Origin of the sequence: Salipiger marinus (assembly GCF_900100085.1) — a bacterium.
GTDB lineage: Bacteria > Pseudomonadota > Alphaproteobacteria > Rhodobacterales > Rhodobacteraceae > Salipiger > Salipiger marinus.
In genome coordinates, this window is the sequence record NZ_FNEJ01000009.1 from 32,514 (window position 1) to 52,740 (window position 20,227).

General features: G+C 67.6%; 23 protein-coding genes and 1 other RNA gene. 19 read left to right on the plus strand and 5 right to left on the minus strand.

Features of this window, described 5'->3' with window-relative positions; translation table 11 throughout:
* The first annotated feature begins 37 nt into the window (after nucleotides 1–37).
* The 10 genes from BLR51_RS11645 (at nucleotide 38) to BLR51_RS11690 (ending at nucleotide 7,426) form a co-directional block, all read left to right on the plus strand.
* A complete protein-coding gene (locus BLR51_RS11645) occupies nucleotides 38–778 on the plus strand; it encodes a YebC/PmpR family DNA-binding transcriptional regulator (protein ID WP_089847094.1) in 741 nt (246 codons plus the stop codon).
* 186 nt (nucleotides 779–964) lie between these two features.
* The gene (locus tag BLR51_RS11650) at nucleotides 965–1,702 is read left to right on the plus strand and encodes an alpha/beta hydrolase (protein ID WP_089847096.1); all 738 of its coding nucleotides are present in this window, start codon (nucleotides 965–967) and stop codon (nucleotides 1,700–1,702) included.
* Between the two features lie 89 nt (nucleotides 1,703–1,791).
* On the plus strand, nucleotides 1,792–2,799 hold the full coding sequence (locus BLR51_RS11655; RefSeq protein WP_089847098.1) for a nuclear transport factor 2 family protein: 1,008 nt from the start codon (nucleotides 1,792–1,794) through the stop codon (nucleotides 2,797–2,799).
* A 206-nt stretch (nucleotides 2,800–3,005) separates the two neighbouring features.
* On the plus strand, nucleotides 3,006–3,716 hold the full coding sequence (locus tag BLR51_RS11660; RefSeq protein WP_089847100.1) for an alpha/beta fold hydrolase: 711 nt from the start codon (nucleotides 3,006–3,008) through the stop codon (nucleotides 3,714–3,716).
* Nucleotides 3,717–3,760: 44 nt separating this feature from the next.
* Nucleotides 3,761–4,163: RNase P RNA component class A (gene rnpB / locus BLR51_RS11665), an RNA gene on the plus strand.
* 102 nt (nucleotides 4,164–4,265) lie between these two features.
* The gene (rpmG, locus tag BLR51_RS11670) at nucleotides 4,266–4,433 is read left to right on the plus strand and encodes a 50S ribosomal protein L33 (RefSeq protein WP_084353547.1); all 168 of its coding nucleotides are present in this window, start codon (nucleotides 4,266–4,268) and stop codon (nucleotides 4,431–4,433) included.
* 126 nt (nucleotides 4,434–4,559) lie between these two features.
* Nucleotides 4,560–4,997 carry an HIT family protein gene (locus tag BLR51_RS11675; protein ID WP_089847101.1) on the plus strand — a complete coding sequence of 146 codons (438 nt, stop codon included), beginning with the start codon at nucleotides 4,560–4,562 and terminating at the stop codon, nucleotides 4,995–4,997.
* Between the two features lie 198 nt (nucleotides 4,998–5,195).
* Nucleotides 5,196–5,537, plus strand: coding sequence for a hypothetical protein (locus BLR51_RS11680; RefSeq protein ID WP_089847103.1), 342 nt, complete (start codon nucleotides 5,196–5,198; stop codon nucleotides 5,535–5,537).
* Between the two features lie 117 nt (nucleotides 5,538–5,654).
* Entirely contained in the window at nucleotides 5,655–6,803 is a 1,149-nt protein-coding gene (locus BLR51_RS11685) for an aminodeoxychorismate synthase component I (RefSeq protein ID WP_089847104.1), read from the plus strand.
* Nucleotides 6,758–7,426 (plus strand): aminotransferase class IV, encoded by a 669-nt coding sequence (locus tag BLR51_RS11690; protein WP_089847106.1) that lies wholly within the window; start codon nucleotides 6,758–6,760, stop codon nucleotides 7,424–7,426. The genes BLR51_RS11685 and BLR51_RS11690 overlap by 46 nt, the downstream gene beginning before the upstream one ends.
* A 46-nt stretch (nucleotides 7,427–7,472) precedes the next feature.
* Here the strand turns inward: BLR51_RS11690 and BLR51_RS11695 are convergent, their stop codons facing one another.
* Together BLR51_RS11695 and BLR51_RS11700 are read right to left on the minus strand one after the other, a co-directional pair.
* A complete protein-coding gene (locus tag BLR51_RS11695; RefSeq protein ID WP_089847108.1) occupies nucleotides 7,473–8,216 on the minus strand; it encodes a Bax inhibitor-1/YccA family protein in 744 nt (247 codons plus the stop codon).
* A gap of 139 nt (nucleotides 8,217–8,355) precedes the next feature.
* Nucleotides 8,356–8,565, minus strand: a complete 210-nt coding sequence (locus BLR51_RS11700; protein WP_089847109.1) for a DUF1127 domain-containing protein — start codon at nucleotides 8,563–8,565, stop codon at nucleotides 8,356–8,358.
* A gap of 125 nt (nucleotides 8,566–8,690) precedes the next feature.
* On the opposite strand from BLR51_RS11700, the gene BLR51_RS11705 reads away from it, so the two are divergent.
* The gene (locus BLR51_RS11705; RefSeq protein ID WP_089847111.1) at nucleotides 8,691–9,566 is read left to right on the plus strand and encodes a LysR family transcriptional regulator; all 876 of its coding nucleotides are present in this window, start codon (nucleotides 8,691–8,693) and stop codon (nucleotides 9,564–9,566) included.
* 3 nt (nucleotides 9,567–9,569) lie between these two features.
* On the opposite strand, the gene BLR51_RS11710 is transcribed toward BLR51_RS11705, so the two are convergent.
* Nucleotides 9,570–10,529, minus strand: coding sequence for an NADPH:quinone oxidoreductase family protein (locus BLR51_RS11710; protein ID WP_089847112.1), 960 nt, complete (start codon nucleotides 10,527–10,529; stop codon nucleotides 9,570–9,572).
* A gap of 444 nt (nucleotides 10,530–10,973) precedes the next feature.
* Between BLR51_RS11710 and BLR51_RS11715 the strand changes: the two genes are divergently transcribed.
* The 5 genes from BLR51_RS11715 (at nucleotide 10,974) to BLR51_RS11735 (ending at nucleotide 14,678) form a co-directional block, all read left to right on the plus strand.
* Nucleotides 10,974–11,342, plus strand: coding sequence for a helix-turn-helix domain-containing protein (locus tag BLR51_RS11715; protein WP_089847114.1), 369 nt, complete (start codon nucleotides 10,974–10,976; stop codon nucleotides 11,340–11,342).
* Between the two features lie 58 nt (nucleotides 11,343–11,400).
* Nucleotides 11,401–12,201, plus strand: a complete 801-nt coding sequence (locus tag BLR51_RS11720; protein ID WP_089847116.1) for an inositol monophosphatase family protein — start codon at nucleotides 11,401–11,403, stop codon at nucleotides 12,199–12,201.
* 60 nt (nucleotides 12,202–12,261) lie between these two features.
* The gene (locus tag BLR51_RS11725) at nucleotides 12,262–13,599 is read left to right on the plus strand and encodes an 8-oxoguanine deaminase (RefSeq protein WP_089847118.1); all 1,338 of its coding nucleotides are present in this window, start codon (nucleotides 12,262–12,264) and stop codon (nucleotides 13,597–13,599) included.
* A gap of 30 nt (nucleotides 13,600–13,629) precedes the next feature.
* Nucleotides 13,630–14,100 carry a CAP domain-containing protein gene (locus BLR51_RS11730; protein WP_089847120.1) on the plus strand — a complete coding sequence of 157 codons (471 nt, stop codon included), beginning with the start codon at nucleotides 13,630–13,632 and terminating at the stop codon, nucleotides 14,098–14,100.
* Between the two features lie 71 nt (nucleotides 14,101–14,171).
* Nucleotides 14,172–14,678 carry a CAP domain-containing protein gene (locus BLR51_RS11735; RefSeq protein ID WP_089847122.1) on the plus strand — a complete coding sequence of 169 codons (507 nt, stop codon included), beginning with the start codon at nucleotides 14,172–14,174 and terminating at the stop codon, nucleotides 14,676–14,678.
* Here the strand turns inward: BLR51_RS11735 and guaD are convergent.
* Entirely contained in the window at nucleotides 14,675–15,964 is a 1,290-nt protein-coding gene (gene guaD, locus BLR51_RS11740) for a guanine deaminase (protein WP_089847124.1), read from the minus strand. The two genes, BLR51_RS11735 and guaD, sit on opposite strands and share 4 nt — an antisense overlap.
* 165 nt (nucleotides 15,965–16,129) lie before the next feature.
* Between guaD and mgtE the strand changes: the two genes are divergently transcribed.
* The 3 genes from mgtE (at nucleotide 16,130) to dps (ending at nucleotide 18,597) form a co-directional block, all read left to right on the plus strand.
* Nucleotides 16,130–17,476 carry a magnesium transporter gene (mgtE, locus tag BLR51_RS11745; protein ID WP_375342685.1) on the plus strand — a complete coding sequence of 449 codons (1,347 nt, stop codon included), beginning with the start codon at nucleotides 16,130–16,132 and terminating at the stop codon, nucleotides 17,474–17,476.
* A complete protein-coding gene (locus BLR51_RS11750) occupies nucleotides 17,473–18,033 on the plus strand; it encodes a 5-formyltetrahydrofolate cyclo-ligase (RefSeq protein WP_089847128.1) in 561 nt (186 codons plus the stop codon). The genes mgtE and BLR51_RS11750 overlap by 4 nt, the downstream gene beginning before the upstream one ends.
* Nucleotides 18,034–18,111: 78 nt before the next feature.
* Nucleotides 18,112–18,597, plus strand: a complete 486-nt coding sequence (gene dps / locus BLR51_RS11755; RefSeq protein ID WP_089847130.1) for a DNA starvation/stationary phase protection protein Dps — start codon at nucleotides 18,112–18,114, stop codon at nucleotides 18,595–18,597.
* A gap of 296 nt (nucleotides 18,598–18,893) precedes the next feature.
* Here the strand turns inward: dps and purD are convergent, their stop codons facing one another.
* Nucleotides 18,894–20,156, minus strand: a complete 1,263-nt coding sequence (gene purD, locus BLR51_RS11760) for a phosphoribosylamine--glycine ligase (protein WP_089847132.1) — start codon at nucleotides 20,154–20,156, stop codon at nucleotides 18,894–18,896.
* Nucleotides 20,157–20,227 lie beyond the last annotated feature (71 nt).

A 20,227-nucleotide genomic window follows, 5' to 3' on the forward strand; every position in this document is an offset into this window, starting at 1 on the left:
CGATCCTTCACCACGCAAGACAAGGCAAGAGGCACCCATGGCCGGCCATTCCAAATGGGCAAACATCCAGCACCGCAAGGGCCGTCAGGACGCGGTGCGCGCGAAGCTGTTTTCCAAATTCTCCAAGGAGATCACCGTCGCCGCCAAGATGGGCGACCCTGATCCCGACAAGAACCCCCGCCTGCGGCTGGCCATCAAGGAAGCCAAGAGCCAGTCCATGCCCAAGGACAACATCGAACGCGCCATCAAGAAAGCCATCGGCGGCGACGGCGACAATTACGAGGAAATCCGCTACGAAGGTTACGGCCCCAACGGGGTTGCCGTGATCGTCGAGGCGATGACCGACAACCGCAACCGCACCGCCTCCAACGTGCGCTCCACCTTCACCAAGAACGGCGGCAACCTTGGGGAAACCGGCTCGGTCGCGTTCATGTTCGAACGCAAGGGCGAGATCGTCTATCCCGCCTCCGTGGGCGATGCCGACACGGTGATGATGGCCGCCATCGAGGCGGGCGCCGAGGATGTGGAAAGCTCGGACGAGGGCCATGTGGTCTATTGCGCCGACAGCGATCTGGGCGAAGTGTCTGCCGCGCTGGAAGAGGTGCTGGGCGAAAGCGACAGCACCAAGCTGGTGTGGAAGCCCGGCAACACCACCGAGCTTGATCTGGACGCCATGCGCTCGCTGATGAAGCTGGTGGATGCGCTGGAAGACGACGATGACGTGCAGCGCGTCACCACCAATTTCGAAGCCTCCGACGAGGTCATGGCGCAGCTCTGATCCGCGCGCAAGGCTGGGTTGCAGGCCCGTGAGGCGGAGGGGAAACCTTCCGCCTTTTTCTTTGGGTTCAACGGGTTGTACGGGGGTCTTCATCGTTGTTCCGCTGCGTCACGGCGCGGGGGGCAGGGCTTGTCCTTCGGGCGGGGGCGGGACAGTCTGGGCGCGTTCCAACATTAGGCCCCGCTCATGACCGACATCCGCTATCTTGAAACCCCCACCGCCCGCCTTGCCTATGCCCGCAGCCCGGGGGTGGGGCCGACCATCGTGTTCCTGTCGGGCTACAAATCCGACATGGACGGCACCAAGGCCGTGCATCTGCAGGCCTGGGCGCGGATGCAGGGGCGCGATTACCTGCGGCTGGACTATTCCGGGCATGGCCGGTCCAGCGGCGCGTTCGAGGATGGCTGCATCGGGGACTGGGCCCGCGATGCGGAGGCGGTCATCCGTCATGTCGCCAAGGGGCCGGTGATCCTTGTCGGCTCGTCCATGGGCGGCTGGATCGGCTGCCTGCTCAGCCAGCGCCTGCCGCGGGTGGCGGGGTTTGTCGGCATCGCCGCCGCCCCGGATTTCACCGAGGACAGCTTCTGGGCCTCCTTCACCGAAGAGCAGCGGCGGCAGGTGATGGAGCAGGGCGCGGTGCATCTGCCCTCTGCCTATGGCGATCCCTATGTGGTGACGCGGCGCCTGATCGAAGACGGGCGCGACCATCTGGTGCTGCGCACGCCGCTGCGGATGCCATGGCCGGTGCGGCTGCTGCAGGGCACCGAGGACGAGGCGGTGAGCCGCGACACCGCGCTGCGGCTGCTGGATCACATCGACAGCCCCAATCTGCGGCTGACGCTGGTCAAGGGCGCCGATCACCGCTTTTCCGACCCGGCGAACCTTGCGCAGATCGAACAGGCGATCCTTGCGGTGGGTGGCTGAGGTTTTCCGCAGCTCCGGATCTTTGTCCGGGCTTTGGCAGCACTTTGTTTACCAACTCCGCGCAACCTGCCCCCAGCAACGGAGGCGACATGCGCGGATTCGATCCACAGTTCAGGGATTACCCCCATTACCTGCGCGAGGTGGCGCAGACCGTGTGGAACCGGCGCGGGCTGGGGCCGGGGCTGGCGGCGCTGTGGCACCCGCATGTGCTGCTGCGCCGTCCCGCCGGGCTTGGCTTCGGCCCCGAGGCGCTGCGGGCGGAGGTGCTGGAACTGACCGCAGCGCTGCCCGACCATGCCGCCCTGACCGAGGATGTGATCTGGTGCGGGGCGCCGCAGGTCGGCATGCTGGGGGCGCAGCGGCTTTGGGCGCGGGCGCGGCATGACGGCACCGGCGTCTTTGGCACCGCCAGCGGGCGGCGCGTCGCCTTTCGCATGATGGCGGAGCTTTACGCCAAGGACAACCGCATCAGCGATGCGTGGTGGATCCGTGACACCGGCGCGATCCTGCGCCAGCTTGGCATCTCTGTCTCGGACTGGGCGCGCTACCGCATCAGCGGGCGCGATGCCGAAACCGAACCGTTCCGCCCCGCCATCGACCAGCCCGGCCCCTATACCGGGCGCGGCAATGGCACTCAGTGGGGGCAGGCCTTTGCCGCGCTGCTGAGCACGCTCATGACCTCGGAATTTTCGGTGATCCCCGCGCAATATGATGCCGCCGCGCGCATGGCCTATCCCGGCGGCGATCCGGCGCATGGCCATGGCGGGGCAGAGCGGTTCTGGCTGGGGCTGCGCGCTGCCTTTCCGTCGGCGCAGTTCGTCATCCATCACCAGATCGGGGTGGAGGACCGGCTGATGCCGCCGCGTGCCGCGCTGCGCTGGTCGCTGACGGGGCGGCATGACGGCTGGGGCCCCTTCGGGCGGCCCAGCGGGGCGGAGGTGCATGTGATGGGCATGAGCCACGCCGAATTCGGCCCCGCAGGCCTGCGCCGGGAATGGACGCTTTATGACGAGGCGGCGGTCTGGATGCAGATCCACTGCGCCACCGGGCTTGGTGCCGCTCAGGCGGCAGCGCCGCGCCTGATGGCGGCAGAGTAGGGCGCGCGGGCGGTTTCCCGCTTTCCCTTGCGCGCTGCGGGGGCTAGGCTTTGGCCAAAGGCCCCCGGACCGCATCCCTTGCGGGAAAGACCCGCGTGCAGGCAGTGCTGGCACCATGCGGGCAGGGCGCAACGCAAGAGCAGGCAGAGGGCGCGGGGTGCATCGCAGAAACCGCAGGCAGGCCCGCAAGGGCAGGGATCCGGGGCATGGCTGAACCGCTGGTCCTGTTGCCCGAGATGCTGTGTGACGCGCGGCTTTACGGGCCGCAGATCGCCGATCTGTCGCGCGACATGGCGGTGATGGTGGCGCCCGTGCATCTGGGGGAACGGATCGAGGAAATCGCCTCCAGCCTGCTGGACGTGCTGCCCCGGCGGTTCGCGCTGGCAGGTCTGGGCTTTGGCGGCATGGTCGCGATGGAGGTGCAGCGCCGCGCCCCCGACCGGGTCAGCCGCCTCTTGCTGATGGGCACCTCGCCCTTGGCGGACACGCCGCAGCAGGCCGCCGAACGTGACCCCGCCATCATCAAGGCCCGCGCCGGGCGGCTCGATGCGGCGGTCAGCGCGCTTTTCCCCGCCGACTGTCTGGCGCCCGGTCCGTGGCGGCGCGACGTGCTGGCGCTGGTGCAGGACATGGCGCAGGGGCTGGGGGTGGAAACCTATGTGCGCCAGATCCGCGCGCTGCAGCGTCGCCGCGATCAGCAGGGATCGCTGCGCAAGCTGCGGGTGCCGGTGCTGGTGCTCTGCGGGGCGCATGACACGCTTTACCCCGAGAAGCGCCAGAGCTTCATGGCCGAACTCATTCCCGGCGCCCGGCTGCAGGTGATCCCCGAGGCGGGCCATCTGCCTGTGCTCGAACATCCCGACGCGGTCAGCGACGCGATCCGCGACTGGATGCGCTGGCCGATGCCGCTGCGCTGAGCGGCGCTTGACCCCGCGCGCGCACGCTTCTACTGGGAAGCTGCGTGGAGGGCCGGACGGCCGCTGCGGCGGGCAACCGCCGGAGAGGAAAGTCCGGACTCACTGAAGCATCGGTGCCGGGTAACGCCCGGGCAGGGCAACCTGACGGAAAGCGCCACAGAAAACAGACCGCCGCCCATCGGGCGGTAAGGGTGAAACGGTGGGGTAAGAGCCCACCGGGGGGCTGGCAACAGCGTCCGCATGGCAAGCCCCACCGGGAGCAATGCCGCATAGGGACCCCGCGCGGGGCATGATCCCTTCGGGGATATCGCCGCAGGGCCGCTTCAGCCCGAGGGGTCCGGGTTGGCAGCTTGAGCCACATGGCAACATGTGGCCTAGAGGAATGGTCGTCTGAGGATGGGGTGACCCATCCGACAACAGAATCCGGCTTACAGGCCCTCCACGCAAATTCTGTCGCTTTGGCCTGTTGACTTCGGGCCGGGTGTGGGTAAAAGGCGGGCTTCAAGGATTTCGCGGGCGGCGTACGTCCCCCGTTGCAGGAGAAGAAGAATGGCGAAGCCGACCACCATCAAGATCCGCCTGAACTCGACCGCCGGGACGGGCCATTTCTACGTGACCAAGAAAAACGCCCGCACCATGACCGAGAAGATGGCCGTACGAAAGTATGACCCGGTTGTGCGGAAGCACGTCGAATACAAAGAAGGCAAGATCAAGTAAGCCTTCCTTGTCTTGGGACAGTGACTGGGCCGCGCGGAACCTCCGGGCGGCCTTTTGCATGGACAGGATCCCTGCTGGACAGCTCCGGAGACCCCGCGCCCCGATGAGGGCCGGAGGAGTCGCCCGATGTTTCCCGATTGCCTGTTCTGCGACATCCTGTCGGGCCGCAGCCCGGCCGAGGTGATCTGCAGATCCCGCAGCCATCTGGTGATGGCCGATCCCGCCCCCATCCGTCCCGGCCATCTTCTGGTGCTGCCGCGTCACCACTGCGCCTGTTTCGAGGATCTGTCGCCGGTGCTGGCGGGCGGGCTGATGCGGCTGGGTCAGACCATGGCGCGGCTGCTGAAGGCGGAATATGACGTGCCTCGCGTTGGGTTTGTCATCACCGGCCATGACGTGCCGCATGTGCATGCCCATCTGGTGCCCATGGTGGAGCCGACCGACATCACCTCGCGCCGCTACATCCCGCTGGACGAGGTGCCCTTTGCGCTGCCGCCCCGCGCCCCCCGGACCGAGATCGCGGACACGGCGGAGCGGCTGCGGACCCGGTTTGAGCTGGCCTGACCGCGATTTCTGCAGCAGCGAAAAGGCGTTGCGGGGCGGGATACTGCCCCGGTCTACCGTGGTATGCCGACAAGCCATTGATATTGCTGCATAACGGCTATTCCGCTTCGGCAGTTTCGGGGAACCCTGCCGCGACATATGCTGCAATGCAGAATGATGCGCGTTGCTGATGCCGCGCCCCAACCGGATGAGACACCCATGAAAACCCTTGCTTTGCTGGCGGCGCTGGCCGCTGCCCCCGTCACTGCCCATGCCGACACGCTGCTGCTGCCGAAGCCGCTGTCGGGCGGCACGCTGCATGCCGACAGCGTCGACCTGTCCGTCTACTGGACCCCGGTCGACGGCGCCGCCGAGGTGGTCGCGTTCTACACCGACCGCCCCGATGCCACCCCGGCGCGGCTGGCGCTGCGTCTGGCTGAGGGCGAGCAGGTCACCTTTGGCCTGCCCGGCGTCACCGGCACCGTCTACCGCTTCGAACGGGCGGGCGAGGGGGTCTCGGTGACCTCTGCGCGCACCAGCACCGATCTGGCGCTGAACTGACCTGTCCATGATGCCAAGGCAGGGCCGTCCCGCAGGGGGCGGCCCTTGCGCTGTCTGGAGCCCGGCTTTTGATGCTGCTAAGACGGCGCGAAGCGGGGGCTGCGGCGGGGAACGGGCGTGACCGGAGATCATGTGCTGCTGGAAGAGGGCCCCGACCGCGGGCCGGTCCTGTTCGCCGAGCCGCGCGAGCGGGTGGTGGCCCATACCGGCCCCGAGGCGCTGGCGGCGCTTGACCGGCTGGAGCAGGCGCGGCGCGCGGGCGCATGGATCGCCGGGGCTGCCGCCTATGAGCTGGGATTCGCGCTGGACCCGGCGGTGGCGGATCTGCTGACCCCCGGACCCGAGCCGCTGCTGAGGTTCGGCATTTTTGACGGCCCCGCCGATCCCGCGCCGCTGCTGGCGCAGGCCGCGCAGGAGGCGGCGCAGGTGCGGCTGCGCCATGTCACGCCGCTCTGGTCGCCTGCCGATCACGCCGCGCGGTTCCATGTCATCAAGGAGATGCTGGCGGCGGGCGATCTGTATCAGGTCAATCTGACCCTGCCGGTGGAGGTGGGGTTTGACGGCACGCCGCTGGGGCTGTGGGGGGCGATGCGCGCGCTGCAGCCGGTGGGGCATGGCGGGCTGCTGAACCTTGGCGGGCAGACCGTGCTGTCGCGCTCGCCAGAGCTGTTCTTCCGGCTGGATGCGCAGGGCCGAGCCGAAGTGGCGCCGATGAAGGGCACCGCCCCGCGGGATGCCGACCCGCAGCGGGATGCCACGCTGCGCGAAACCTTGGGGCGCGACATCAAGAACCGCGCCGAAAACATCATGATCGTCGATCTGATGCGCAACGACCTGTCGCGGATCTGCCGCGTGGGCTCGGTCCGGGTGCCGGAGCTTCTGAAAGTCGAAACTTACGCCACGCTGCATCAGATGATCTCGCGCGTCGAAGGCCAGTTGGCCGGAGCTGCAGCGCTGCCCGATCTGATGCGGGCGCTGTTTCCCTGCGGGTCCATCACCGGCGCGCCGAAGATTGCCGCCATGCGCGCGATCCACCGGCTGGAGGGCTGGCGGCGCGGCATGTATTGCGGGAGCATGGGCTGGATGGCCCCGGACGGGCGGGCTTCGTTCAACGTCGCCATCCGCACGCTGACCGTCACCGGCCCCGGCACCGCCCGCATGGGGGTGGGCGGCGGCATCGTCATGGACAGCGAGGCGGACGCGGAATATCAGGAGGCGCTGTGGAAATCCCGTTTCGTGACCGGACTGATCCCGCCCTGCGCGTGATCGAAACGATGCTCTGGCAGCCGGGGGGCGGCGTTGCCCGGCGCGACGCACATCTGGCACGGGCGCGGGCGACCTGCGCGCGCTTGGGTTTTGGCTTTGAGGCGGGGGCGGTTGACGCGGCGCTGGACGGCTTTGCCGCAGCGGGGCCCGCACGGCTGCGCCTGACCCTCGGGCGGGACGGGGTGCCGGATCTGACCCATGCGCCTTTTGATCCCGCCTCGGTGCCCGCGCGGGTGGTGGTGGCGCTGTCGGAGGTACGGCTTGACCCCGGCGATCCGTTCCTGCGGATCAAGACCACCCGCCGCGCGCTCTATGATGCGGCGCTGCGCCACAAGCCCGCCGATCTGGCGGAGGTGCTGTTTTTCAACAGCCGCGACGAGCTGTGCGAGGGCGCCTATACCAACGTGTTTCTGGAACGGGCCGACGGGCGCTGCGTCACCCCCGCCGCAATCTGCGGCCTGCTTCCGGGCGTGCTGCGCGCAAGCCTGCTGGACAGGTTCGCCGAGGCGGTGGTGACCCGCGCCGATCTGCTGGCGGCACGGCGGATCTGGATCGGCAATGCCTTGCGCGGGCTGATGGCAGCGGATCTGCGCCCCGGCGCGCTGCCCGATCCGCGCCCATAAAAAAGGCCCCGCCGAAGCGGGGCCTTCTGCTGTCCGGAGCGGCCGCTTATTCGCGGTTGCCGAAAAGCTGCAGCAGGAACATGAACATGTTGATGAAGTCGAGATAGAGGTTCAGCGCGCCCATGATGGCGGCCTTGCCCAGCCACTCGCTGTCGCCATGGGCGGCATGTTCGATATAGGTGTTCTTGATGTTCTGGGTGTCATAGGCGGTCAGGCCCGCGAAGATCAGCACCCCGAGGATCGAGATGGCGAACTGGATCGCCGGCGAGCCAAGGAAGATGTTGACGATCGAGGCGACCAGAATGCCGATCACGCCCATGATCAGGAACGATCCCCAGCCGGAGATGTCCTTCTTCGTGGTGTAGCCCCAGAGCGACAGGCCCGCGAAGGAGATCGCGGTCACAAGGAAGACCTGCGCGATGGACATGCCGGTGAAGGCCACGAAGATCCACGAGAGCGACAGGCCCATCACCGCCGCGAAGGCGTAGAAGAACAGCTGCGCGCCAGCGGCGGACAGGCGGTTGATGGCCGCGCCAAAGGCGAAGGCCATGCCCAGCGGGGCGAACATCACGATCCAGCCCAGAATGTTGGGCCGCAGGGTCGCGGGGTCGCGGAACACGGCCAGAAGCTCGGGGCTGGTGCCGACCGCCCAAGCCACAGCGAAGGTCAGGAGCATGCCCACGGACATGGTCCCGTAGACCTTGTTCATATGTGCGCGCAGACCTTCATCAATCTGGGCCGAGCGGGCGCCGGCTGCGCCAGCGGTCCGGATTGTTCTGTATTGAGCCATCGAGTCCTCCAAGTTGTACAGGTTCGGGAGTTATTTCCCCTCGCTTCCGATATTGGCAGAGTGGCGCCACATTTCAAGAACACGAAACCGCGAAACGCGCTGTTTCGGCACGAAAACCTCGGGACGGGCCCGCCGCAGGTCAGCCGCGCCAGTGCTGGGGGGCGTCCCACGGCCTGCGCCGCGCCTCGGCCAGCGCATCCGCGCGGGAGATGCCAAGGTCGCTCAGCGCCGCCTCGTCCAGTTCCGCCAGTTTGCGGCGCTGGCGGGCGAGGGCGGCCATGGCGAAAAGCCTTGCCAGAAGCGGCGGACGGGCCCTGTGGCGGCGGCTCAGGACGAGATCACGGATCATGACGGTCTCCTTCACAAAGGTTGATGTGTTTCCCCATTTCCATGGGCCTTGGTGATGGATATGCTGCTGCGGGACTGATCTGTAAAACGAATGTTCTTGACGGGCTCCATCACGGGACGTGATCCATGCGCAATCTTGACCTGACCACGCTGCGCTCTTTCGTCGCGGTGGCCGATGCGGGCGGCGTGACCCGCGCGGCGGGGTTTCTCAATCTCACGCAGTCGGCGGTGTCGATGCAGCTCAAGCGGCTGGAGGATGGTCTTGGCCTTGCGCTGCTGGACCGATCGGGGCGCGGCGTGGCGCTGACCCCGGCGGGGGAACAGCTGCTGAAATACGCCCGCCGCATGGTTGACCTGAATGACGAGATCTATGCCCGCCTGACCCGGCAGGACTGGGAGGGCGAGATCGTGCTGGGGGTGCCGCATGACATCGTCTATCCGGTGATCCCCCGGATCATCAAACGCATGGGGCGCGACATGCCGCGGGTGCGGGTGCAGCTCATCAGCTCTTACACCGCCGAGCTGAAAGAGCAGTTCGCCCGGGGCGCCGTGGACGTGATCCTGACCACCGAGGCCGATCCCGCCGAGGGCGGCGAGCCGCTGCTGGACGTGCCGCTGCGCTGGTATGGCGCGGCGGGGGGCAGCGCGTGGAAATCCCGGCCGCTGCGCATCGCCTTTTCACGGCGCTGCGGCTTCCGCCCGGTGGCGGCGGCGATGATGGAACAGCATGACATCGACTGGGAACTGGCGGTGGACTCCGAAAGCGACCGCATCATCGAAGTGTCGGTCACGGCGGATCTGGCGGTGACCCCGGTGCTGGAAGGCCACGCGCCCGCGCATTACGACCTGATCCCGCGCGGGGTGCTGCCCGATCTGGGGGTGCAGAAAATCTGCCTTTACGGCTCTGCCGCCAAGCCGCAGATCCTCGCCCCGGTGCTGGAGATGCTGCGCGCCGAATTCCGCGCGCTTGGCACGCGCGGGACAGAGATGGCCGCGCAATAGCGGTCAGATCCGGATCACCACCTTGCCGGTGGCGGCCCGGCGGCGCAGCAGGTCGAGCCCTTCGGCGGCGCGCTCCAGCGGCAGCACATGGCTGACATGCGGGCGCAGCCGCCCCGCCGCGTGCCAGTCGAAAAGCGTGGCCAGCGACCGGGTCAGCACCTCGGGGCGGAAGCCCAGATAGCCGCCCCAGTAAAGACCCATCACCGTCATGTTCTTGACCAGCAGGTGATTGGCCTTGATCTGCGGCACGCTGCCGCTGGCAAAGCCGATGGTCAGGATCCGCGCCTCGGGACGGCAGGCGCGAAAAGCGGCCTCGAACTGGTCGCCGCCCACGGGGTCATAAACCACATCGGCCCCGCCAAGCGCCTTCATCTCGGTGCGGATGTCCTGCGTGGCCGCATCGATCAGGTGATCGGCCCCGGCGGCGCGCGCCGCCTCCAGCCGGTCGGCACCGCGCGCGCAGGCCACCACCCGCGCGCCCATCAGCTTGCCGATCTCCACCGCCGTCAGCCCCACGCCGCCCGCCGCCCCCAGCACCAGCAGCGTCTCGCCGGGGCAGAGCCGGGCGCGGTGATCCAGTGCCAGATGGCTGGTGCCATAGGCGATCTGGAAGCCCGCCGCCGTCTCCTCGGTCATGCTGTCGGGCAGGGGCACCGCACGCGCGGCGTCAAAGGTGCCCCATTCGGCCAGCCCGCCCGAGCCTCCGAACACCGCCACCCGGTCACCGACCGCGAGATGGGTCACGCCAGCCCCCAGGGCGGCCACGGTGCCCGCCACTTCCATCCCCAGCGTGAAGGGCCGGTCGGGCGTGTCCTGATACCGCCCCTCGATCATCAGCAGGTCGGCGAAGTTGAGCCCGCAGGCGGCGATGTGCAGCAGAATCTGATGCTCTGCCGGGGCAGGCACGGGCAGATCCAGCAGGGCCGGAGCCTCTGCCCCGGTCAGAAGATGAAAGGCGCGCATCGGGGGTCTTCCTTACTGTTCAGGGGCGGCGATTCTTTCGGATTTGCCAAATATATCAGATGCTGAATGAATTTTTCCAATGATCGCAAAGGTGGGGCTCCCTGGCACAACCATGAAGAGCATTCATTTAACCCTGTTCAGCGTGAGGGGCGCAAACAGCTTGATTTTGGTCATAGTTCACTGTTCAGGGGCGGCGATTCTTTCGGATTTGCCAAATATATCAGATGCTGAATGAATTTTTCCAATGATCGCAAAGGTGGGGCTCCCTGGCACAACCATGAAGAGCATTCATTTAACCCTGTTCAGCGTGAGGGGCGCAAACAGCTTGATTTTGGTCATAGTTCCGATGTAGCGTCCGTCCGACTTGAGCGAGGTATCTTCCGTGCGTCCCCTTTGCGGACGGTTTTTGTGCTCCATTATGGGCGAGTGATGAAGGAACACCCGATGACGCATCCTGTTGACGTTCACGTTGGAAAACGTATCCGCCACCGCCGGTGGCTGGTGGGCATGACCCAGCAGCAGCTTGCAGAGCGTGTCGGCATCAAGTTCCAGCAGATTCAGAAATATGAGACCGGCGCGAACCGCGTCAGCGCGTCGCGGCTCTGGGACATCGCGGATGCGCTGGAAGTGCCGGTCAGCTTTTTCTTCGAAGGGATCGAGACGGAGCAGGCCGCAGGCGAAGCCAGCGCCATGCCCACCGACATCCTTGGCGACAAGGAAGCGCTGGATCTGGTCCGCTCCTATTATGCAATCCCCGAAAACCAGCGTCGCCGGTTGTTCGAACTGGCCCGCGTTCTGTCCGACGTGGCTTGAGCCGGGACGCCCGCTGCGATAGCTGATCTTTGGATCAGGCGCAGGCAGGGGGCCCGGGATGGCAGCAATTTCACCACAACTGGCCGACGACCTGTGGCAGACCGCCACAGTGCTGGCGGATGCGGCGCGTGCGGCCATTCTGCCGCATTTCCGCAGCGCGGGGCTGGAAACCGAATCCAAGGGGGCGGCCGGGTTTGATCCGGTGACGGTGGCCGACCGGGCCGCCGAACGCGCCATGCGCGACCTGCTGGCGGTTCACCGCCCGCAGGACGGCATTCTGGGCGAGGAATACGGCCCGCAGCCGGGGCAGAGCGGTCTGACATGGGTGCTTGATCCCATCGACGGCACCCGCGGCTTCATGAGCGGCACGCCCACATGGGGCGTGCTGATCGCCGTGGCGGATGAGAGCGGCGCAAGGCTGGGCCTGATCGATCAGCCCTTTACCGGCGAACGGTTCGAAGGCGGGCTGGGCCGCGCCACGTGGCGCTCGCCCCACGGTGCGGGCCCGCTGGCGGCCCGCGCGCCGCGCGCCTTGGATCAGGCGACGCTGTTCACCACCTTTCCCGAGATTGGCAGCGCTGCGGAACGCGCGGCCTTTGCGCGTGTGGCGCAAGAGGTGCGGCTGGTGCGCTATGGCATGGACTGCTACGCCTATGCGCTGCTCGCCGCCGGGCAGATCGATCTGGTGATCGAGGCGGGGCTGCATGTCTATGACGTGATGGCTCCGATCGCGGTGATCGAGGCGGCGGGGGGCATCGTCACCAACTGGCAGGGCGGCCCCGCGCATGAGGGCGGGCAGGTGCTGGCCGCCGCCAATGCCGAGGTTCATGCCGCAGCTCTGGCGCGTCTGAACGGCTGAGACGGGTTTTCTTCGGCCGGTTCCCGGGGCAGTCTGGTCCCAGACCTGCCGGAGAGACCCATGACAGAGACGCTGATCCGCAACGCCCGCACCGTGCTGACCATGGATGACGACGCCACCGAACCGGGTGGCATCGACATTCTGCTGCGCGACGGGGTGATCGCCGCCATGGGCGAGGGGCTGCCCGCCACGGGCGAGGTGGTGGAGGCGCGGCATTGCGTGGTGACGCCGGGGCTGGTGAACACCCATCACCATCTTTACCAGACGCTGACCCGCGCCGTGCCCGGCGGGCAGGACGCGCTGCTATTCGGCTGGCTGAAAACGCTTTATCCGATCTGGGCGCGGTTCGGCCCCGAAGAGATCTATACCTCCGCGCAGGTGGGGCTGGCGGAACTGGCGCTGTCGGGCTGTTCGCTGACCTCGGATCACCTTTATCTCTATCCCAACGGCGCGCGGCTCGATGATGCCATCGCCGCCGCCGAGGATATCGGCCTGCGCTTTCACGCCACGCGCGGCAGCATGAGCATCGGCGCCTCGAAGGGCGGCCTGCCCCCCGACAGTCTGGTGGAGCGCGAGGAGGCGATCCTCACCGACTGCATCCGCGTCATCGACGCCTTTCACGACCCGTCCGAAGGCGCGATGATCCGCGTCGGCGTGGCGCCCTGTTCGCCGTTTTCGGTGTCGCGCGACCTGATGCGCGAGGCGGCCCTGCTGGCCCGCGACAAGGGCGTGATGCTGCACACCCATCTGGCCGAAAACGCCGAAGACGTGGCCTATTCGCTGGCGAATTTTGGCTGCACTCCGGGGCAATATGCCGAGGATCTGGGCTGGACCGGGCCGGATGTCTGGCACGCGCATTGCGTGAAGCTTGACGCGCAAGAGATTGATCTTTTTGCACGATCCAGAACCGGCGTCGCGCATTGCCCCTGTTCCAACTGCCGACTTGGCTCGGGCATCGCCCCTGTGGCCGCCATGCTGGAGGCGGGGGTGCCGGTGGGTCTGGGCGTTGACGGGTCGGCCAGCAATGACATGGGCAACCTGATCGCCGAGGCGCGGCAGGCGCTGCTGCTGCAGCGCGTGGCGCAGGGCGCGGATGCGATGAGCGCACGTGCGGCGCTGCGGCTGGCCACGCGCGGCGGGGCCGAGGTGCTGGGCCGCCATGATTGCGGTCAGGTGGCGGTGGGGATGCGCGCCGATCTGGCGCTGTGGGATGTCAGCAGCATCGAAAGCGCGGGCAGCTGGGATCCGGCGGCGCTGCTGCTGGCGGGGCCGCAGAAGGTGCGGCACCTGTTCGTCGAGGGACGGCAGGTGGTGCGCGACGGGCAGATCACGACGCTGGATCTGCCCACGGTGGTGGCGCGCCAGAACCGCCTTGCGCGCACGCTTTCGGAATTTTGAAGTAAATCAGAAGATTGGAGGTCATTCCTGATGTTCGTTGCCAGACTCTGCCTGCCGCTTTTGCTGCTGCTTGCGCCCGCCTGCGTGCCGGTGCCGCTGCCCTCATCCTCGGGCAGCACCGCGCCGGAGACCTTTGTGGAGGATGCACGCGGCGCCCAGCTTAATGCCTTTCGCGCGGAAAACGGCATGGCGCCGCTGAGCTTTTCGCCGGTGCTGCAGGAGGTGGCCGCCGCCCATGCGCGGGACATGGCGGCGCGGGGCGAGATGACCCATACCGGCAGTGATGGCAGCAGCATCGGCGACCGCATCCAGCGCAGCGGCTACCGGCTGCGGGCGGGGGCGGAAAACATCGCCGTCACCCGGGGCGGGCTGGACGCGGCGATGCGCATCTGGATCGACTCGCCGCCGCACCGCGCCAACATGCTGATGCCCCGGGTGCGTGAATACGGGCTGGCGCAGTCGGGCAATTATTGGGCCATGGTGGTGGCGGGCACCCGCTGATCCGGGGCGCCGCCCCTTGCCGAAGCCGCGTCGCGGTGCAGGTTAGGGAGCGGTGCCAAAGGAGAAATGCCATGCGAGCCGCTCTTGTTCTCTGTTCCCTGCTGCTGACGGGGGCTGCCTGCGCCGACACGCGCGGCGATGTCCGACTGGCCCAGTCGGGCGACGCCTCCATTTCCGAACTGCGCCCGGCGCCGGACCGGATCACCCAGACCAGCCCCAAGGCCGCGGCACAGGCGCTGAACAGCTGGCGTCAGGCGCGCGGCCTGTCGCCCCTGCATCGCAACCCGCGTCTGCAGCAGGCGGCAGAGGTGCAGTCGCGCGACATGGCCCGCACCGGGCGCATGGCGCATCAGGGCAGCGATGGCAGCCGCGTCGGTGACAGGGCGAAGCGCGCGGGCTACACCTATTCGCATGTGGCCGAAAACCTTGCCATGACGCCATTCGGCATCGACAGCGCCATGGAGCTTTGGGAAAAATCGCCCTCGCATCGGCAGGCGATGCTGCGGCCCGACCTGCGCGATTTTGGTCTGGCGCAGGTGGGGCAATACTGGACGCTGGTGCTGGGCAAGCCGCGCTAACGCGCCTGCCGCCCCGCCACCCAGGTGGAGCGGATGGCGCGGTCATCCCCCATCATGATGGTCGGAAACAGCACCTCCCACAGGCTTTCCGCCTCGGCCACGCGTTGCGCGATGGCGGGGGTGGAGGCGAGATCAAGCACGGTGAAATCCGCCTCCAGCCCGGGGGCCAGATTGCCGATGCGGTCCTCTGCCCCCAGCGCGCGCGCCGATCCTTGGGTCGCAAGCCATAGCAGTTCCGCTGGATGCAGCGCGCGGTGGCGCAGCTGCGCCACCTCATAGGCGGCGGCCATGGTGCGCAGCATGGAAAAGGACGACCCGCCCCCGGTATCGGTGGCAAGCCCCACCCGCAGACCCGCACGCGTCAGCCCGTCCATGTCAAAAAGCCCCGAGCCGATGAAGGTGTTGGAGGTGGGGCAGTGCACCAGCGCCGCGCCTACCTCGCGCAGCCGGTCGCGTTCGCGCGGCTCCAGATGGATGGCATGACCATATAGCCCGCGCGGCCCCAGCAGCCCATGCGCCTCGTAAGTATCCAGATAATCCCGCGCCTGCGGGTAAAGCCCGCGCACCCATACAATTTCGTCGGTCTGTTCCGACAGATGCGTCTGCATCAGGCAGCCGGGATGTTCGGCCCAGAGCGCCCCCAGCGCCTCCAGCTGGGCCGGGGTCGAGGTGGGCGAGAATCGCGGCGTTATGACATATTCCGCCCGCCCCTTGCCGTGCCAGCGCGCCAGCAGCGCCGCGCTGTCGTCATAGGCGGACTGCGCGCTGTCCCGCAGGAAGGCGGGGGCGGTGTCGCGGTCCATGCAGGTCTTGCCCGCAAACACCCGCATCCCGCGCGCCTCGGCGGCCTGAAACAGCGCCTCCACCGAGGCAGGGTGGATCGTGCAATAGGAACAGACCGAGGTGGTGCCATGCGCCAGCAGCAGATCCAGATAGCGCCCCGCCACCTCGGCGGCATGGGCGGGATCGGCAAACCGCGCCTCGGTCGGGAAGGTGTAGTCGTTGAGCCAGTCGATCAGCCGCTTGCCCCAGCTCGCGATCATGCCGGTCTGCGGGTAATGCGTATGGGCATCGACAAACCCCGGCACGATCAGCGCCGTGCCGTGATCCACCACGGGCACCTGCGGATGCGCCGCGCGCAGGGTATCGGCGGCGCCCATGGCGGCGATGCGCCCGCCCGAGACCAGCAGCGCGCCATGGCGGTCATGGCGCACGGCCTCCGGCCCCAGATCGAAGGGCGAGCCTGCGAAGCTCAGCGTCTGTCCCAGATGCAGCATGTCGGTCATATATGGTCCCTCTTCTGTGCCGAAGATGCAGCGCCGCACCGCCTACCGCAATGCGCCCTGTTGCTTTATCCCGTGATCCCCTAGATTTGGCCGGAACCAGAGGCAACGGGGCAGGGCATGACCGATCACACCGGCACCACGGCGGATGACGACGCGCGCGAGGACATGACCAACCCGCTTGAACGCAAGGTGGTGACGGCGATCCTGTATGCCGTGGATGTGGGCGACCGCCTGCGTCTGATCGAGCTGATGGAGCCGCTGCACCCCGCCGACATCGCCGACCTTCTGGAACAGATCAACGCCTTCGACCGGATGCGGCTGATCAAGCTTTATGACCGGGAGTTCGACGGCGAGATCCTCACCGAACTCGACGAGTCGATCCGCGAAGAGGTGATCCGCACCCTGAACCCCGAGGTTCTGGCCGATGCGGTGCGCGAGCTTGATTCGGATGACGTGGTCGACCTGCTGGAGGATCTGGACGAGGCGCAGCAGGAAGCGATTCTGGATGTGCTCGAAGACAGCGACCGTGTCGCCGTCGAACAGTCGCTGACCTATCCGGAATATTCCGCAGGCCGCCTGATGCAGCGCGAGGTGGTGATGGCCCCGGAGCACTGGACCGTGGGCGAGGCCATCGACTATCTGCGCCGCACCGAGGATCTGCCCGAACAGTTCTACCACATCGTGCTGGTGGATCCGAAACTGCGCCCGGTGGGCAATGTGACGCTGGGCAAGCTCATGTCCTCGCGCCGCGAGGTGGCGCTGGCCTCGCTGCTGGAAGAGACCTTCCATGTCATCCCGGTGACCCGGCCCGAATCCGAAGTGGCCTATGCCTTCAACCAGTATCACCTGATCTCGGCCCCGGTGGTGGATGAGAACGACCGGCTGGTGGGGGTGATCACCATCGACGACGCCATGGCGGTGCTCGACGAGGAACACGAGGAAGACATCCTGCGTCTGGCCGGGGTGGGCGAGGAAAGCCGCCTGTCGGACAGCGTGCTGGAAACCACCCGGCAGCGCTTTCCGTGGCTGGCGGTCAATCTGGTGACGGCGGTGCTGGCCTCGCTGGTCATCGCGCAGTTCGAGGCGGCGATCACGCAGGTGGTGGCGCTGGCGGTGCTGATGCCCATCGTGGCCTCCATGGGCGGGAATGCCGGGACGCAGGCGCTGACCGTGGCGGTGCGGGCGCTGGCCACGCGCGACCTGACCGGATCGAACGTCTGGCGGGTGATCGGGCGCGAGGTGATGGTGGGGCTGGTCAACGGGCTGGCCTTCGCGCTGGTCATGGGGCTGGTGGGCATCTTCTGGTTCGGCTCGCCCGCGCTGGGGGGGGTGATCGCGGCGGCCATGGTCATCAACCTTGTGGTGGCGGGGCTGGCGGGGATCGTGGTGCCGGTCGTGCTCGACAAGCTGCGCGTCGATCCGGCGCTGGCCTCGGGGGCCTTCGTGACCACGGTGACCGATGTGGTGGGCTTCTTCGCCTTTCTGGGCCTCGCCGTGCTGGTGCTGCTGTGACCGATCTGGCCGCGATCAAGGCGGAAGCCCGCCGCGCCGCCGCCGCCCGCCGTGCGGCGGCCCATGCCGCCGATGCGGGGCAGGCGGCGGGAATGCTCTCGTCGCTCCTCGCGGGCTATCGCGGCGTGCCGCTGGCGGGCTACGTGCCGATCCGGACGGAGATTGACCCGCTGCCCGCCATGGCGGAGGCCGCAGCCCATGGCCCCGTCGCCATCCCGGTGATCGAGGCCCCCGGCCAGCCGCTGCGCTTTGCCCGGTGGGAGCCCGACATGCCGCTGGTCGAGGGCCCCTATGGCGCCCGCATCCCGGCCCGGCCCGAGGTTCTGACCCCGGAAATCCTCATCGTGCCGCTTCTGGCCTTCACCCGCGCGGGGGCCCGGCTGGGCTATGGCGGCGGCTTTTACGACCGCACGCTGGACGCGCTGCGCAAAAGCGGCCCGGTGCTGGCGCTCGGCTTTGCCTATGCGGCGCAGGAGGCGGATCATCTGCCGCTGGAGCCCACCGATGCGCCGCTGGATCTGATCGTGACGGAAAGCGGCATCCTGACCCCGCGCTGAGGGAACCCGCGCCGCCTTGGCTGCGTTTGGGGGCAGAACGGTCCCGACCGGGACCGGATTGCATCACAGGAGAGATTCATGCCGCAGAGTTTTGTCCCCTATCTCAAGGAAAACGCCCGCAAGGACATGGTGGGGGTGCTCAACGCGCGCCTTGCCGACACCATCGCGCTGACCAACGCGGTGAAGCAGGCGCATTGGAACCTCAAGGGGCGCGGATTCATCGGGGTGCATGAGCTGCTGGACGATGTGGCGGACCACCTGCGCGACGGCGCCGACCTGATGGCCGAACGCGCCGCGATCCTCGGCGGTCTGGCGCAGGGCACCGTGGAGGTCGCCGCCAAGGCCAGCGGGCTGGAGCCCTATCCCACCGACATCACCGAGATCGACGATCACATCGCAGCGCTTGTGGACCGCTTCGGCGCCTACAGCACCAAGCTGCGCGAAGCGATCGAGGCCGCCGACGAGGCCGGCGACGAAGGTACCGCCGATCTATTCACCGAAGTGATCCGCGCCGCCGACAAGGACGCATGGTTCATCGGCTCGAACAGCCCCAAATCCGCCTGACCTGCCTCTCAAGACAGAAAAAGCGGCCTCCCTTCCGGAGGCCGCTTGGTTTTTGAACACGAAAGCCGCCCATTTTGTGCCCGCAGGTGGCGCTTCGCGGCTCCCGCGCCGAGACATGCGCTTCCAGCGGCCCCAAATATCCCGGGGGAGTCCGCGTCAGCGGACGGGGGCAGAGCCCCCGCTGCTCCCGCCCGCCGCGTGACGTCAGCAGGGGGGCGATGCGCGCATCGCCCCCGGGAACGGGGTCTGGCGCCCCGCTGTCCTGCCTCATCCGCGCCGTGCGGGGATGGTCTGGGTCAGAGCGCGCGCCAGCCGATATCGCGGCGGCAGAAGCCCTCCGGCCAGTCCAGCGCATCGGCCAGCGCATAGGCGCGGTCCTGTGCCTCGGCCAGTGTCGCCCCGCGGGCCGTGGCGTTCAGCACCCGCCCGCCATTGGCCAGCATGTGCCCCTCGCGCATCACGGTGCCCGCATGGAACATCTGCTGGAAACTGTCCTCGGGCAGGCTTTCCAGCCCCCGGATCTCGGTGCCCTTGGCGTAAGTCCCGGGATAGCCCCGTGCGGCCAGCACCACGGTCAGCGCATGATCTTCGGCCCATGTGACCCCGGCCTCCTCCAGCCGTCCTTCGGCGCAGGCCACGATCAGATCCAGCACCTGTCCGCCAAGCCGCATCATCAGCACCTGACATTCCGGATCGCCGAAGCGCACGTTGTATTCCACCAGCCTTGGCGCGTCGTCCTTGATCATCAGCCCGGCATAAAGCACGCCCTGATAGGGCATGCCGCGGCGCGCCATCTCGGCCATGGTGGGTTTCACGATCTCGTCCAGCGCGCGCTGCGCCACCGCGTCGCTCAGCACCGGGGCGGGGGAATAGGCGCCCATGCCGCCGGTATTGGGGCCGGTATCGCCGTCGCCGACCCGCTTGTGATCCTGCGCCGTGCCGATGGGCAGCACCGTCTCGCCATCGACCAGCACGAAGAACGAGGCTTCCTCGCCGGTCATGAATTCCTCGATCACCACCTCGGCGCCCGCGCCGCCAAAGGCGCCGCCGAACATGTCGTCGATCGCGGCCTCGGCCTCGGCCACGGTTTCGGCGATGATCACGCCCTTGCCTGCGGCCAGCCCGTCCGCCTTGATGACGATCGGCGCCCCGGTCTGGCGCACATGGGCGCGGGCGGCTTCGGCCTTGGTGAAATGGCCATAGCCTGCGGTGGGGGCGCCCACGGCGGCGCAGATTTCCTTGGTGAAGGCCTTGGAGGCTTCAAGCCGGGCCGCTGCCTGACTGGGGCCGAAGACCAGCAGCCCTGCCTCGCGCAGCCGGTCGGCCACCCCTGCGGCGAGCGGCGCCTCCGGTCCGATGATGACCAGATCGATGGACTGGCTTTCGGCGAATTCCGCCACTGTGCCGCCATCCTCGATGTCAAGCTGCGCGCATTCCGCGATCTGCGCGATGCCCGCATTGCCCGGCGCCACGATCAGTTTGCCGCATTTGGGATTCTGCAGCACGGCCCAGGCGAGGGCGTGTTCGCGCCCGCCACCGCCGAGGATGAGGATGTTCATGAGGGCTCTCCCGCCTTGGCCTTTGTTGCCGCGCGTTCTAAGGTCGGGCGAGGCCAAGAGCAAGCGAGCGC